The sequence below is a fragment of the Bacillus changyiensis genome (genome assembly GCF_027706145.1).
GTDB lineage: Bacteria > Bacillota > Bacilli > Bacillales > Bacillaceae > Bacillus > Bacillus changyiensis.
Genome location: NZ_JAQFWW010000004.1, coordinates 99,661 through 115,320, shown reverse-complemented (window position 1 = coordinate 115,320; position 15,660 = coordinate 99,661). Strand labels below are relative to the sequence as shown.

Annotated in this window: 16 protein-coding genes; 15 read left to right on the top strand and 1 reads right to left on the bottom strand. The window is 39.8% G+C overall.

The features are described from left to right. The 15 genes from PDT38_RS13600 (at nt 1) to PDT38_RS13530 (ending at nt 15,335) form a co-directional block, all read left to right on the top strand. A complete protein-coding gene (locus PDT38_RS13600; RefSeq protein ID WP_270802348.1) occupies nt 1-963 on the top strand; it encodes an alpha/beta fold hydrolase in 963 nt (320 codons plus the stop codon). A gap of 40 nt (nt 964-1,003) precedes the next feature. Next, entirely contained in the window at nt 1,004-1,909 is a 906-nt protein-coding gene (locus PDT38_RS13595) for an ROK family protein (protein WP_270802346.1), read from the top strand. A 72-nt stretch (nt 1,910-1,981) separates the two neighbouring features. Next, a complete protein-coding gene (locus tag PDT38_RS13590; RefSeq protein WP_270802345.1) occupies nt 1,982-3,058 on the top strand; it encodes an AI-2E family transporter in 1,077 nt (358 codons plus the stop codon). A 333-nt stretch (nt 3,059-3,391) separates the two neighbouring features. After that, nucleotides 3,392-6,028, top strand: a complete 2,637-nt coding sequence (alaS, locus tag PDT38_RS13585) for an alanine--tRNA ligase (protein WP_270802344.1) — start codon at nt 3,392-3,394, stop codon at nt 6,026-6,028. Nucleotides 6,029-6,110: 82 nt separating this feature from the next. Further along, complete coding sequence (locus PDT38_RS13580) at nt 6,111-6,377, top strand: IreB family regulatory phosphoprotein (protein ID WP_172296583.1); 267 nt, start codon at nt 6,111-6,113, stop codon at nt 6,375-6,377. 2 nt (nt 6,378-6,379) lie between these two features. Beyond that, nucleotides 6,380-6,796, top strand: a complete 417-nt coding sequence (ruvX, locus tag PDT38_RS13575) for a Holliday junction resolvase RuvX (RefSeq protein ID WP_270802343.1) — start codon at nt 6,380-6,382, stop codon at nt 6,794-6,796. Nucleotides 6,797-6,808: 12 nt separating this feature from the next. Beyond that, a complete protein-coding gene (locus PDT38_RS13570; RefSeq protein WP_172296579.1) occupies nt 6,809-7,090 on the top strand; it encodes a DUF1292 domain-containing protein in 282 nt (93 codons plus the stop codon). A 184-nt stretch (nt 7,091-7,274) separates the two neighbouring features. Next, the gene (gene mltG / locus PDT38_RS13565; RefSeq protein ID WP_270802340.1) at nt 7,275-8,363 is read left to right on the top strand and encodes an endolytic transglycosylase MltG; all 1,089 of its coding nucleotides are present in this window, start codon (nt 7,275-7,277) and stop codon (nt 8,361-8,363) included. A gap of 231 nt (nt 8,364-8,594) precedes the next feature. After that, on the top strand, nt 8,595-9,197 hold the full coding sequence (locus tag PDT38_RS13560) for an O-methyltransferase (protein ID WP_394356281.1): 603 nt from the start codon (nt 8,595-8,597) through the stop codon (nt 9,195-9,197). Then, the gene (locus tag PDT38_RS13555) at nt 9,184-10,113 is read left to right on the top strand and encodes a peptidase U32 family protein (RefSeq protein ID WP_270802337.1); all 930 of its coding nucleotides are present in this window, start codon (nt 9,184-9,186) and stop codon (nt 10,111-10,113) included. The genes PDT38_RS13560 and PDT38_RS13555 overlap by 14 nt, the downstream gene beginning before the upstream one ends. A 14-nt stretch (nt 10,114-10,127) precedes the next feature. Continuing rightward, nucleotides 10,128-11,396 carry a peptidase U32 family protein gene (locus PDT38_RS13550; protein ID WP_270802335.1) on the top strand — a complete coding sequence of 423 codons (1,269 nt, stop codon included), beginning with the start codon at nt 10,128-10,130 and terminating at the stop codon, nt 11,394-11,396. Nucleotides 11,397-11,402: 6 nt separating this feature from the next. Beyond that, entirely contained in the window at nt 11,403-12,038 is a 636-nt protein-coding gene (gene udk, locus PDT38_RS13545; protein ID WP_172296569.1) for a uridine kinase, read from the top strand. A gap of 235 nt (nt 12,039-12,273) precedes the next feature. Beyond that, nucleotides 12,274-12,750 carry a transcription elongation factor GreA gene (gene greA / locus PDT38_RS13540; RefSeq protein WP_270802333.1) on the top strand — a complete coding sequence of 159 codons (477 nt, stop codon included), beginning with the start codon at nt 12,274-12,276 and terminating at the stop codon, nt 12,748-12,750. 53 nt (nt 12,751-12,803) lie between these two features. Further along, complete coding sequence (locus tag PDT38_RS13535; RefSeq protein ID WP_270802332.1) at nt 12,804-14,558, top strand: peptidoglycan D,D-transpeptidase FtsI family protein; 1,755 nt, start codon at nt 12,804-12,806, stop codon at nt 14,556-14,558. A 63-nt stretch (nt 14,559-14,621) separates the two neighbouring features. Next, nucleotides 14,622-15,335: a YrrS family protein gene (locus tag PDT38_RS13530; RefSeq protein ID WP_270802331.1), complete on the top strand. Its 714-nt coding sequence runs from the start codon at nt 14,622-14,624 to the stop codon at nt 15,333-15,335. 48 nt (nt 15,336-15,383) lie between these two features. On the opposite strand, the gene PDT38_RS13525 is transcribed toward PDT38_RS13530, so the two are convergent. Then, nucleotides 15,384-15,581 carry a DUF2536 family protein gene (locus tag PDT38_RS13525; protein ID WP_270802329.1) on the bottom strand — a complete coding sequence of 66 codons (198 nt, stop codon included), beginning with the start codon at nt 15,579-15,581 and terminating at the stop codon, nt 15,384-15,386. Between the last annotated feature and the right edge of the window lie 79 nt (nt 15,582-15,660).

Here is a 15,660-nt window from a genome sequence, read left to right as displayed (position 1 = left end):
GTGCATATTGATATGCCACTTGAACAATTAAAAAAATACATGGGGAAAAGCATAAAGCCAAATGATTTTGATATATATTGGGAAAAGGGGCTTCGCGAGGTACGCAATTTATCGACAGAATATGAATTGATACCTGCTTCAATAAAGTCTGATGTTGCTGATTGTTATCATCTTTATTTTACTGGAACAGGAAATGCTACAATCCATGCCAAATTCGTTCGCCCCAAACAAGTAAAACCGGAATCTCCAGGGCTTGTCATGTTTCATGGGTATTCGGTTGACAGCGGTGATTGGCTTGATAAGCTGCCATATGCGGCACAGGGGATTACTGTACTTGCGATGGATTGCCGCGGCCAGGGAGGAGATTCAGAAGATACGCTTACCATTAAAGGGCCGACTTTGCGCGGTCATGTGATTCGAGGTATTGAAGACCCAAATCCAAACCAGCTCTATTATCGACACGTCTTTCTCGATACAGTGCAGTCTGTCAGGGTGTTACAGTCAATGGAACATATCCATGCAAGCCGAATTGGTGCCTGTGGAGCATCTCAGGGTGGGGGGCTTGCACTAGCATGTGCAGCTCTTGTCCCGGAAATAAAGGAAGTTGCAGCTGTGTACCCGTTTTTAAGCGATTACAGGCGTGTGTGGGAAGATATGGACATTCAACAATCAGCTTATGAAGAAATTGCTACTTATTTTAGAACACGTGATCCTAATCATGATCATGAAGATGAAGTGTTTCAGAGACTTGGATATATTGATATTCAACATCTCACACCACGTATTAAAGGACATGTTTGGTGGGCGTTAGCAATGAAAGATATGATTTGTCCACCTTCTACACAATTTGCAGCTTACAATAAAATATCTGCATCAAAAGACATGCTTCTGTTTCATGAATATGGACATGAGCACTTACCAAGTGTAGCGGACTTGATGTTTCAACAGATGAGCCGCTTGTAATACTAGCATGAGATATGAATCTAATGGGGGGTAACACACAATGAGTTATGCAGTAATTGATCTTGGCGGTACATCGATTAAATATTCAATAATGGATAAAAATGGAACGATGCTTCATTCTGGTTCAACACCAACCCCAGTTCAAGGAAGTGGCGAGACATTTTCTGCTTTAAGAACAATTGTTCAAACGTATCAAACAGAATATGATATCAAAGGGATTGCACTTAGCATTCCGGGAGCAGTTGACTGCGAAACTGGCTATGTCTATTTCGCCGGTGCAGTTAAAGATATTGAACATCACTCCGTTAAAGAAGAACTTTCAGATCTAAAGCTTCCTATAGAGCTTGATAATGATGCTAATTGTGCCGCTGCTGCGGAAAAATGGAAAGGGAACGCGCGTGGATGCCAGAACTTTGTTTGCTTAACAGTTGGAACTGGTATCGGAGGCGGTATTTTTATAAATGGTGAAATGGTTCGTGGACGAAATGGATTAGCCGGTGAATTTGGTTTAATGACGCTCCAGTTCGATGACCAGCTTCATACGGTCGTTGATCGTTACTCATTTAGCAATCTCGCTTCAGCGCGCTCTTTGACAGAAAACTTTTACAATAAAACAAAGCAAAGAGTAAACGGAATTGAATTGTTTGAGTTGGCAGCTCAAGGGGATGCTGATGCGCAAGCGGCAATCGAGTCTTTTTACAATGCTCTTGCAGTGGGGGCAGTCAATATTATTCATTCATTGGCACCAGAAAAGATCCTGATCGGCGGGGGGGTTAGTGCTCAGACGAGTGTTATTGATGAAGTGGTACAACGGGTCAAGCAGATTTGGCCAGAAGCCGTACAAACGACAGAGATTGATAGATGTTTTTTTGAAAACGAAGCGGGAAAAGTTGGTGCATTGTGTCACTATTTAAAACAGCAACAAGCAGAGGACAATCAAGATTAATCGGTTAAAAAGAAAAAAATAGAGCAAAATAATACCTCATATTCCTCAAACCATATAGAGGAGGTGAGGGTGATGCTTCAAAAACCGGTTCAGCTATTATTATGGGTGGCCATTTGCTTACTGGTTCTTTTAACAGTATACGTATTTATGATGCTTGATATATTATGGTCACCGTTCTGGCTTATCATAAAATCAATTTTTATCCCTTTGATCATCTCTATTTTTATATCTTATTTATTGCTTCCGATTACAGAGTGGTTGCATGGAAAAGGTCTCCCCAGAACGTTGAGTATTCTCATTATCTATATTCTTTTTTTCGGGGGAGTGGGCTGGGCTTTATATAAAGGAATACCGATTATCATGAAACAGTTAACAGACCTGTCTGAAGGCATTCCGATTTTTGCAGCATCATATGAAAGAATGTTGGACGAACTTCATCATCACACAGATGGTTGGCCTGATGGAATGCATAACAGAGTTGATAAGTTTGTCAATCAGATGGAAGAATTCATCGCAAATTGGGTAGAGCACGCAATTAAAAGTATCCGTTATGTTTTGGATTATCTATTGATAGCAATCGTCATCCCATTCTTGGTTTTTTACATGGTAAAGGATATTGAAACAATGAAAAAAGCTGTCTGGTATTTGACGCCCCCTTCATGGAGGAAAAAAGGCGGTGAATTCATTCGGGATGTGGATGATTCTCTTGGTGATTACATAAGAGGGCAACTGTTTGTATGTATGGCAATTGGTCTTGGAGCGAGTCTGTCTTTCTGGTTTTTTGATATTCCATATCCACTTATTCTAGGTCTTATTATAGGAGCAACAAATGTCATCCCATATTTTGGACCTGTTATTGGGGCAATTCCAGCTGTGATGATTGCTGCAGCCTTATCAACAAAACTGGTCTTGATCGTTGTGATAACCATTTTAATTTTGCAATTTATTGAAGGGAATATTCTCGGCCCGTTTGTTGTTGGAAAAAGTCTTCACATGCATCCTATCGTGATCATGTTGGGGCTGATTGCAGGCAGTGAACTGGCTGGTATTAGTGGGATGATTCTTGCAGTCCCAGTAATGGCCGTATTAAAAGTAACAGTCATCCATTTTTTAGTTGCAAGAAAAAAGCTTAATTGTGTTGAAGATTGACATTACTGTATTCGTTGTCTATAATTTCTGAGAATAGACATATACGTATCTCGATTGACGGATCCGAGTATACTGAAGCCCTGCTTTTAGAGAAAAGCTCCATTAGCGCTGAAAGAGCTTAAGCAGACGGTCAGTAGAAGCTAATCCTGAGTGCAGGCGAAATCCTGCCGTTTTTATCCGGCGTTATTTGGATTTTAAGGTGATGGGCAACATTTCTTTTGTCCATAATCAGGGTGGTACCGCGAGAGAAGTTCTCGTCCCTGTGTAAACGCATGTTTGCATAGGGCGGGAGCTTTTTTATATTGCTGTGATCATGTAAAGGAGGAAAAACAAGTGAAGACATTAACATCCGCAGAAGTGCGTCAAATGTTTTTAGATTTTTTTACAGAGAAAGGACATGCTGTAGAACCGAGTGCTTCACTCATCCCGCATGAAGATCCGTCTCTACTTTGGATTAACAGCGGGGTCGCAACATTAAAAAAATATTTTGATGGCCGCATCGTCCCGGAAAATCCGCGGATTTGTAACGCGCAAAAATCGATTCGAACAAATGATATTGAAAATGTTGGGAAAACAGCGCGCCATCATACGTTTTTTGAGATGCTTGGAAATTTTTCAATCGGTGATTATTTTAAAGAAGAAGCGATTGAGTGGGCATGGGAGTTTTTAACAGATGAAAAATGGATTGGTTTTGATCCAGAACGCCTATCTGTGACAGTCCATCCCGAAGATGATGAAGCTTACGATATGTGGGCGAAGAAAATCGGTATTCCAGAAGAACGTATTATTAGGCTAGAAGGGAATTTTTGGGATATCGGCGAAGGTCCAAGCGGTCCGAATACAGAAATTTTCTATGACCGTGGTGAGGCTTATGGAAATGATCCTGCTGATCCTGAACTTTATCCTGGTGGAGAAAATGAAAGGTATCTTGAAGTTTGGAATCTCGTTTTTTCTGAATTTAATCACAATCCTGATGGATCATACACACCACTGCCAAAGAAAAACATTGATACCGGGATGGGCCTTGAACGAATGGTTTCTGTTATTCAAGATGCCCAAACCAATTATGATACCGATTTGTTTATGCCGATAATTGAAGCAACCGAATCAATTTCTGGAGAAAAATACGGAATATCCAAAGAAAAGGATACCGCTTTTAAAGTTGTGGCCGACCATATTCGCACGGTCGCTTTTGCAGTAGGTGATGGAGCCCTCCCGTCTAACGAAGGTCGCGGATATGTCATCAGAAGACTCCTGCGCCGGGCTGTGCGTTATGCTAAAACAATTAATATTCATCGCCCATTTATGTATGAGCTTGTTCCAGTCGTGGCTGAAATTATGGCGGCATTCTACTCTGAGGTAAAAGAAAAAGCTGAATTTATCGCTAAAGTCATTAAAACAGAAGAAGAACGTTTCCATGAGACCCTTAACGAGGGCTTGGCTATTCTCTCCGAAGTCATTCAAAAAGAGAGAGCGAAAGGAAGCAGCGTCATTTCTGGTGTTGATGTTTTTAAACTTTATGATACGTATGGATTCCCTGTCGAATTGACTGAAGAATATGCTGAAGATGAAGGCATGCAAGTCGATCATGCCGGTTTTGAACATGAAATGACAAAGCAACGTGATCGAGCTCGTCAAGCTCGTCAAGATATTAGAAGCATGCAAATTCAAGGCGGTGTGCTCCGTGATCTAACGATTGAAAGTGAATTTGTCGGTTATGCAACACTTCAATCTGACACGAAAGTTGCTACAGTTCTTCAAAATGGAGAACTTGTTGAGGAGGTTCACGAAGGGAAAACAGTTCAACTTATTTTAGAAAAAACTCCGTTTTATGCTGAAAGCGGCGGTCAAATTGGTGACAAAGGTTGGGTTAAAAGCGAAGAAGTCACTGTTCGCATCACAGATGTAAAAAAAGCACCGAACGGACAACATCTCCATGAAGGGATTGTTGAAAGTGGGACGATTGCAAAAGGGATGCAAGTAGTAGCAGAAGTGACAGAACGTCTTAGACAGGATATTGTCAAAAACCATACAGCGACACACCTTTTGCACCAAGCTTTAAAAGATGTGTTAGGCGCACATGTGAACCAGGCGGGATCACTTGTGTCAGACAGCCGTCTCCGTTTTGATTTCTCTCATTTCGGACAGGTAACAAAAGAAGAGTTGGAACGAATTGAAACAAAAGTCAACGAAAAAATTTGGGAATCAATTTCGGTTGACATCGATTTGAAACCGATTGATGAAGCAAAGGCACTCGGTGCAATGGCTTTGTTCGGCGAAAAATATGGAGACATCGTTCGTGTTGTTAAAGCAGGAGATTACAGTATTGAACTATGTGGAGGATGCCATGTGAAAAACACGGCTGAAATCGGACTGTTCAAAATTATATCTGAATCAGGTATAGGTGCTGGAACACGTCGGATTGAGGCTGTAACTGGCAAAGGTGCTTATCAAGAAATGAGTTCCAAACTTGAACTGCTTGAGGATGCAGCAAACATGTTGAAAACGAATCTGAAAGAAGTTCCAAAACGGATTGAAGGATTACAAGCTGAATTGAAAAATGTGCAAAGAGAAAACGAATCTCTGCTAAGTAAGCTCGGCAATAAAGAAGCTGGAGAAATCTTGGCGAAGGTAAAAGATATAAATGGTATTCACTTGCTTGCAGAAAAAGTAAATGCGAAGGATATGAATCATCTTCGTACAATGGTTGATGAACTGAAGGTCAAGTTAGGGTCTGGTATCATTGTCCTTGGAGCTGTTCAAAATGAAAAAGTGAATATTTCTGCGGGAGTTACAAAAGATTTAATAGAAAAAGGTTTTCATGCAGGAAAACTTGTTAAACAAGTTGCCGAAGCGTGCGGTGGCGGCGGTGGCGGTCGCCCTGATATGGCGCAGGCAGGAGGAAAACAGCCTGAAAAGCTGGAAGAAGCTTTATCTTCTGCTGAAGAATGGGTGAAATCCGTTTTATAATCAGTCGAACTAGTGTAGAATGGTGATAGGAAGAATCCAGGCTAAAAGTTTGCCTGCGAATTTGGGAAAGAGGTGCAAAACGGTGAGCTCATTTGATAAGACAATGAAATTTAACTTTTCCGACGACTCAATGGAAACAAATGTGAATGAAGTGCTAATTATCGTTCATGATGCACTTCAGGAAAAAGGCTACAACCCGATCAACCAAATTGTCGGATACTTACTATCAGGTGATCCCGCTTATATTCCAAGGCATCGAGATGCACGTAATTTAATCCGGAAAATTGAAAGAGACGAAATAATCGAGGAATTGGTTAAATCGTATTTAGAACAGCATAAAGAGGCGTAAAAATGCGAATATTAGGTCTTGATTTAGGTTCAAAAACGCTCGGTGTGGCAATGAGCGATGAAATGGGTTGGACAGCACAAGGAATCGAAACCGTTAAAATCGATGAAGCCAGTGGTGATTATGGGCTGAACCGTCTTGCCCAATTAACGGAAGAATATACAATTGACAAAATTGTACTTGGGTTTCCTAAAAATATGAACGGTTCGATCGGTCCGCGGGGTGAAGCTAGCCAAAAATTTGCGGAGCTCTTGGAAAACACGTTTCACATTCCTGTCGTTCTTTGGGACGAGCGGCTGTCAACAATGGCGGCTGAAAAGATGCTGATTTCAGCTGATGTAAGCAGACAAAAACGAAAAAAAGTAATTGACAAAATGGCAGCTGTCATGATCCTTCAAGGGTATCTTGACAGCCTAAACTAACGAGGTGAAGAAATGGAACACGGAGAAAAAAATATTACGATTGTAGATGATAAAGGGAATGAACAGCTTTGTGAGGTGCTCTTTACGTTTGACAGTGATCAGTTTGATAAATCATATGTCTTGTATTATCCGGTTGAGGCCCAAGAAGACGAAGAAATTGAGATCCATGCTTCAAGCTTTGTTCCGAACGAAGACGGTGAAGACGGTGAATTAATGCCGGTTGAAACAGATGAAGAATGGGAATTAATCGAAGAGACGCTCAATACGTTTTTAGCCGACGAGGAAGACGAGTAAAATAAAAACTGCACCCCAATTGTTAGCTCCTTCTAACAAATTGGTGGTGCAGTTTTTTTATGATATAAAAATTGATTGTCTATATTCCAAAAAACCCATATTAAGAGAAGGGAGCTTTAAGAAATCTTTTGTAAATAATTGCAGAATCATGTAGTATATAGCTTGGAAGGAGAGGAAAAACTACATGTTTGCAGATCAATCTAAAAAAAAGCCACGTAAAAATAAACTGAAGCTTTGGATAGCTGTGGTGGCACTGCTCTTCATTGTTATTGCAGGTGGCTTATCCTTTTACGTGAAATCGGCACTTGAACCTGTCGATCAAAATAATAAAAAAGCCGTTAACGTTTATATTAAAGAGGGCTCATCACTTTCAAAAATTGCGGCCAAATTAAAAGAGCAACATTTAATTAAAAATGAAAAAATATTTATTGCTTATGCAAAATTTAAACATGCATCAAGGTTTCAAGCTGGAAACTTTCAGCTCAACCAAGCGATGGAACCAACTGAAATCATTGACAAACTGACAAATGCTTCAAATGTACCTGCTTTTAAACTTGTGATTCCAGAGGGGAAACAGCTTAGTCAAATTGCTGAAATTATCGCCAAACAAACCAGTTACTCTGAAGAAGAAGTGATGAAAAAACTTGATAATAAACAGTTTATCAGCAAATTAAAGCATAAGTATCCGAATCTGATCACAGGAGAAATTTTAACTAAAAAAGTGAAACATCCTTTAGAGGGATATCTCTATCCAGCAACATACCCATTTCATGATCCAAATACGACATTAGAAACGATTATTGAAACGATGGTTAAACCAACTGCTCATCTGGCAGACAAATATAAATCGCAAATGAAACACAAAAAACTGTCTGTGCATAAAACACTAACAATGGCTTCATTGATAGAAGAAGAAGCAACTGAAAAAGTAGACAGGCACAAAATTTCGAGTGTGTTTTATAATCGTTTAAGTAAAAAAATGCCACTGCAAACCGATCCGACTGTTTTATATGCAATGGGAAAACATAAAAGCCGTGTCGTTTATAAGGATCTTAAAGTAGATTCCCCTTATAATACGTACAAAAACGCAGGAATTCCACCGGGACCGATTTCTAATGCTGGAGAAACAGCCTGGGAAGCAGCTTTAAATCCTGATAAAACGGATTATATCTATTTCCTTGCTAAGAAAAATGGAGAAGTTGTTTTTACAAAAACATTAAAAGAGCATAATAAAGCTAAAGACAAATATATCACGAACAATCAGAATCATTAGCTACTAAGGAGAGTAAAAAATACTCTCCTTTTGTTAGCATATTTAAAGGTTTTGTGGTAAAATATATCGGGTTGTTTATTAGAGGAAAAGACATTCACTGCTTTAGGTAGTTCTAAAACTTCTGACCTAAAGCTCTTTTTATGAAAGGGAGGCCATCTGCCCGTGAAAATCGAATATCAAGAGCTGACCGGCTATTTGGAACAACTCATAAAGCCGAGGCCGGCAGAAGTGATGAAACTTGAGGCTTATGCGAAAGAGCACAATGTACCGATTATGGAACCGACAGGCATCGAAGTATTGTTACAGCTATTATCACTTAAAAGCCCGAAAAAAATTCTTGAGATTGGTACGGCGATTGGATATTCAGCCATTAGAATGGCGCTAAAACTCCCGCAGACGGAAATTTTCACAATCGAGCGTGATCAAGAAAGATACCAAGAAGCGATCAAAAATATTCAGGCATTTCAGCTGGAAGACAGGATCCATGTGTTCTTTGGAGATGCACTCAACGATTCCGCTGCCGTCCAATCGATGGCCCCGTATGATGCCCTGTTTATTGATGCTGCAAAAGGACAGTATCAGAAATTTTTCAATTTATATGAACAGATGCTGTCAGAAGATGCGATTATTTTCACTGATAATGTTCTGTTCAAAGGACTTGTCCCGGGAGATCATAGTCAAATTGAAAACAAACGAATTAAAAAGCTCGTTGAGAAAATAGATCTTTTTAATCATTGGCTAATGGAACATCCCGATTATGAAACAACGATTTTACCGATCGGAGATGGCTTAGCCGTTAGTAAAAAAGAGGTGAACAAATATGAAAAAGCCTGAACTACTTGTGACACCGACAACTGTTCGTGATATCAAACCTTTGGCCGAAGCCGGCGCTGACGCTTTTATAATCGGTGAACAAAAATATGGCTTACGCTTAGCAGGTGAATTTTCCAGAAACGATGTAAAAGAGGCGATTCATTTGGCCCATAAAATGGGTGCAAAAGTCTATGTTGCAATGAATGCCATTTTTCATAATGATAAAGTTTCGAAATTAAATGATTATCTGTCTTTCTTGGAGGAGGCAGGTGCTGATGCAGTTGTATTCGGTGATCCAGCCGTTTTAATGGCTGCAAGAGAATCAGCACCAAACATGAAGCTCCACTGGAACACAGAAACAACAGCAACCAACCACCATTCTTGCAATTACTGGGGAAGAAAAGGTGCAAAACGTGCAGTATTGGCAAGAGAACTGAATATGGACAGCATCATTGACATTAAAGCTCATGCTGAAGTTGAAATTGAAATTCAAGTGCATGGCATGACATGTATGTTTCAGTCAAAACGGTCATTGATCGGAAACTATTTTGAATACCAAGGGAAAGCCATGGATATAGAAGGCAAGAAAAAAGAAACAGGCATGTATCTCCATGATAAAGAACGCGGCAATAAATATCCGATCTTCGAAGATGAAAACGGCACCCACATTATGAGTCCGAATGATGTATGTATCATTGATGAACTTGAGGATTTAATTGATGGCGGAATTGATTCGTTTAAAATAGACGGCATATTAAAATCAGCAGACTATTTAACGAAAGTTACAGCAATGTATCGTGAAGCCATCGACCTATGCATCTCAAACAGAGATGCATATGAAGATAAAAAAGACCAATGGATTGAGCAGATCGAAAGCTTGCAACCCGTTAACCGCAATCTTGATACCGGGTTCTTTTTCAAAGAGACAGTATATTAAAAGGAGGGATAACCATGTCTGCAGTTCAAGATAAAATTTCCAAAATTATGAATGGAAAACGCGTCATTACAAAAAAGCCTGAACTACTTGCTCCAGCAGGCAATTTAGAAAAGTTGAAAATTGCCGTTCATTATGGAGCAGACGCTGTGTTTATCGGCGGACGTGAATATGGACTCCGTTCAAATGCAGATAATTTTTCAACAGAAGAAATGGCTGAAGGTGTTGAATTTGCAAAACAGTATGGCGCTAGAATTTATGTCACAACAAACATTTTTGCACATCAGGAAAACATCGATGGCCTTGAGGACTATTTGAAAGATTTACAAGGCGCAGGCATCTCAGGAATTATCGTTGCCGACCCGCTGATCATTGAAACATGTCGGAGAGTGGCACCGAAGCTAGAGGTTCACTTAAGCACCCAGCAATCCCTTTCAAACTGGAAGGCTGTCCAGTTCTGGAAAGAGGAAGGCTTAGAACGCGTCGTACTGGCACGGGAAACAAGTGCACTTGAAATTAGAGAAATGAAAGAAAAAGTAGATATTGAAATTGAAACTTTTATTCATGGTGCTATGTGTATTGCCTACTCAGGACGCTGTGTACTAAGCAACCATATGACAGCTAGAGACTCAAACCGCGGCGGATGCTGTCAATCATGCCGCTGGGATTATGATTTATATCAAGAAGAAGGCGAAAAATCGCTTGCACTTTATGAAGAGGAAGATGCTCCGTTTGCGATGAGTCCTAAAGATTTGAAACTGATTGAATCAATTCCGCAAATGATTGAAATGGGAATTGACAGCCTGAAAATCGAGGGACGAATGAAATCGATTCACTACATTGCAACAGTTGTTAGTGTGTACAGAAAAGTAATTGATAGCTACTGTGCAGATCCTGAAGGATTTGTGATTAAAGAAGAGTGGCTGAAAGAACTTGATAAGTGTGCGAACAGAGACACAGCACCGGCTTTCTTTGAAGGAACACCTGGTTATGAAGAGCAGATGTTCGGCACTCACGGAAAAAAAACAACGTACGATTTTGTTGGGCTTGTTCTTGATTATGATGAAGCAACCAAAATGGTGACACTCCAGCAGCGGAACTTCTTTAAAACTGGAGACGAAGTTGAATTTTTCGGTCCGGAAATCGAGAATTTCACAAGTAAAATTGAAACGATATGGGACGAAGAAGGCAATGTAATCGATGCAGCCCGCCATCCCCTGCAAATCGTCAAATTTAAAGTGAACCAAAAGATTTATCCGAGCAACATGATGAGAAAGGGGCAGTAACCGGCAATGGGGAAGAAACCGATAGTCATTGGTATAGCGGGAGGTTCAGGCTCTGGTAAAACAAGTGTCACAAGAGCTATTTATGAACAGTTTAAAGGTCACTCGATTTTAATGCTTGAACAAGATTTATATTATAAAGATCAAAGTCATCTGCCATTTGAAGAAAGGCTGAATACAAACTATGATCACCCGCTTGCATTTGATAATGACTTTTTGATTGAGCATTTAAAAGAATTGCTAGAATATCGCCCAATTGAAAAGCCGATTTATGATTATAAATTGCATACTCGTTCAGAAGAAGTCGTGCATGTTGAGCCGAAAGATGTTATTATCTTGGAAGGAATCCTTGTTCTTGAGGATGAGAGGCTTCGCGAGTTAATGGACATCAAACTTTACGTCGATACGGATGCAGACCTTCGCATCATCAGAAGAATGCTCAGGGATATCAAAGAAAGAGGCCGTTCAATTGAATCTGTTATCGAACAATACATTTCTGTCGTTCGGCCGATGCATAACCAATTTGTTGAGCCCACCAAACGTTATGCTGATATCATTATTCCCGAAGGTGGCCAAAATCGGGTTGCAATCGACTTAATGGTCACAAAAATACAAACAATTCTTGAACAAAATGCGATTTTATAATAACATAGCATAGACAAACACAACTCTGACCATATTATGTATAGAAATTGAAGGGATCTCGTGCGCCCTTCTTTAACTGTATATGCACGATTTATCGGAACCCTTCCATCCGGTACACGATTCTTTACAAATATGGGGGAGAAGAAGGGGACATAGGTTGTCCTCATTCTTGTATATTTCAGTCTATACTCTCACATACAAGTGATGAGGGACCAACTAGAAGGAGTGAAGGAACATGGCACAAGAGAAAGTTTTTCCGATGACAGAAAAAGGGAAACAAAAACTTGAAGAAGAACTAGAGTATTTGAAAACGGTTAAACGTAAAGAGGTTGTTGAACGAATCAAAGTCGCAAGAAGTTTCGGCGATCTTTCCGAAAACTCCGAGTATGATTCAGCAAAAGAAGAGCAGGCCTTTGTTGAAGGGCGTATCACAACACTTGACAATATGATTCGAAACGCAAAGATCATTGAAGATGATGGTGAGAACTCAAACATCGTTACACTCGGTAAAACCGTTACTTTTACAGAACTACCTGATGGAGAGGAAGAATCCTACACGATTGTAGGGAGTGCAGAGGCAGATCCGTTTGAAGGGAAAATTTCCAACGATTCTCCGATTGCCAAAAGCCTTCTCGGTAAACAGGCAGGAGATAAAGTGACTGTTCAAACACCTGGTGGAGAAATGCTTGTAAAAATTGTGAAAATTTCATAAAATCCGTTTAGTAACGAAGACCCTCGTCCACAATGTGGATGAGGTGTTTTTATATGAAATTACGAAAGCGAATGATATGGATATCGATTTTGATCACGTCCGCACTTTTTCTTTTACTTGTCAGACTTGCTGAAATTCAATTGTTTTTCACCGAATCATTTTCTAAATGGAATGTCAACTTAATTCAGGAAAGTGTTAAACAGCGTACAGAAGAGGTTCAAATATCTGATGGGCGAGGTGCTTTTCTAGATCGTAACGGAAAGCCCCTAACGATTAGCCAGAAACCTGCAATTGTGCTATTTCCTTTTTTGAACAAGCAACCATGGCCGATTAAGGAGGCAGCCGATATTTTAAACATGTCGGAAATGGAGATTCACCATAAACTAGAACAAGCAAAAAAACCGATCATTCTCACCAAAAATGAAAAAGGCTCGATTTCGAACATGATGCTTGAAAAAATTAATAAATTGAAATATCCCGGAATATATGGCGTATACATAGAAAAAACCAAAAAAAGCAGATTGGCTTCCCATACGATTGGGATGACAAACCAAGACCCACAACTCCTCCGCAACAAGTATCCGCACAAAAAAGATTTATCGATCTCAACGAAAATTGGCACCTTTGGTTTGGAACGGACATTTGATGAATTCTTACTTCCTGAACAAGACACAAAACTGTTGTATCATGTTGATGGATTAGGTAACCCTTTGTTTGGCATGGACGTCAAATATACTGCAGATGCAAATCCATTTTATCCATTACAAATTAAAACAACATTAGATAAGGAAATGCAAAAGTCGCTAGAACAAATTTTGGATGACCATCATTTAAAAAAGGGTGGCGCGGTTCTTCTCGATATCGAAAAAAGCAGTGTGTTGGGGATAGCTAGTAAACCTAATTTAAACATGGCATCGCAAAAAACGAGACAAAACTACATGTTGACCCCAATGTATCCGGGTTCCGTTTTTAAAACTGTCATTGCTACAGCAGCGATCGAAACTGGATTAGATCATCCTTCAAAAACATTCAACTGCAATTTGAATCTTTACGGCAAACCTGGAGAAGACAAAGGTAAACTGAATCTGGAAGAAGGTTTTGCGCAAAGTTGCAATTATACATTTACGAGCCTAGCACAGCAGTTGATGAAAAAAAATGACGCTATTATTGAGGACACCTCACGTAAACTGGGGCTAACTGAGCAAGTCGGCTGGGAAGGGTCTCTCTTTCATCAAGATGACTTTAAGCAACTTTATCATGAAGGAACCGGGGCAATCTGGGGAGATCAACACGATAAGAAAGTGAAGAAAGCGATAGCGCAAACCGCCATTGGACAAAAAAATGTTAAGCTAACTCCTTTAGAAATTGCCAATATGATGGCAACCATTGCAAGAGGTGGTGAGAAAAAACAAGTTAAAGTTGCTGATCAGATCGAATATAAAAATGGTACATTGATGGCCTCGTTTAAAGATCAAGACTTGTCTGGAGACACAATCGATCGTTATACAGCGCAAAGGCTACAAAAACTACTTAGAAAAGTTGTGACATCTCGTAAAGGGACAGGCCGACGTTTCCGTGACTTACCCTATAATGTATCTGGGAAATCAGGAACAGCGGAAACAGGTAAGCTGACAAAAGATAAAAAAAGGCTTTACCATAAGTGGTTTGCTGGTTATTTTCCGGCTGACAAACCAAAATATGCGCTTGTTGTTGTTGATATGGACACACCAGAGGGCAAGGCTGCGACAAATGCTATATTTTATGATATTGTTAAAATAGTATATAAAATTGAAAAGAACAAGACATAGAAGAATGCCTCAGGTGATGGTAAAATAAAGAGTGAGGCGTAAGGGAAAAAGGAGTGCAAAGAATTGAGCAAAACTAGGGAATCTCGATTTGAAAATCGTGATAAGCGCAGAAAAGCAAATCTTGTGCTTAACATTTTAATAGGTGTGGTATTGGTTTTAATTGTCGTCGTTGCCACCAGCCTGTTGATGAACAGCCCGAAAGAGCAAGCGCAACAGGACGACGGTTCTAAAAACGATACGAAACAAACAACAGAAGCACCTGCTTCAGATAAGAAAAATCAAACATCTGATGAAGATGTAAAAGACAAAGCAAAAACGGATTCCAGCGATAAAGAAAAAAATGACTCTGCTTCAGATGAGAAAGAAAAAAGTGATTCAGATTCAAAAAAAGATAAAGAGACAGCCTCAGATGATGAAAAAGACAAAGCAAAAGATCCGTTTGAAGGAGCCAAAATCACAGAAGGAGGCTCTAGCCCTAACGTTGAAAAAACGATTATTAATCCAGACTGGAAGCCAGTCGGTACAAAACAGAGTGGGGCACATACAGCAACATATGATTCATCATCCCAAGACTGGGCGGAAATGTTAGAAGCAATCTCATATGCAACAGGGGTTTCCAAAGACAATATGACAGTGATTTGGGTTGGAAATAATGGTACTCCTCAAGATGCAAAAGGAACAATTCAAGCGACCGACAGCGGCGAGAAATATCAGGTAGCCATTACATGGGTTGATGGTAAAGGGTGGAAGCCAACAAAGGTTGAAAAGTTGAAATGATAAAAAAGCGGCGGGTTTACGAACCAGCCGCTTTTTAATTTTTAACTATTATGCTTTAAAATGAACGACTGCACTGTACAAAACACGGTTATCAATCACTGCTGTGTGGTGAGAAACCGAATGGACCTTTAGTAAAAGTGCTTGGTTGTTTTCAATCTGTTGATTCACTTTCTTTTCAAGCTCTTCCAAAGTCATTGCTTCAAAAAACTCGATTTTATCTTTGATTAGGTCTAGTTCAAACGGCATCATCTCATCCTCCAATACTTCAAGTCAATCCTTATTAAAGCAAAGAAGTTTGTCTCTGACAAGAAGTAAACACATTTTA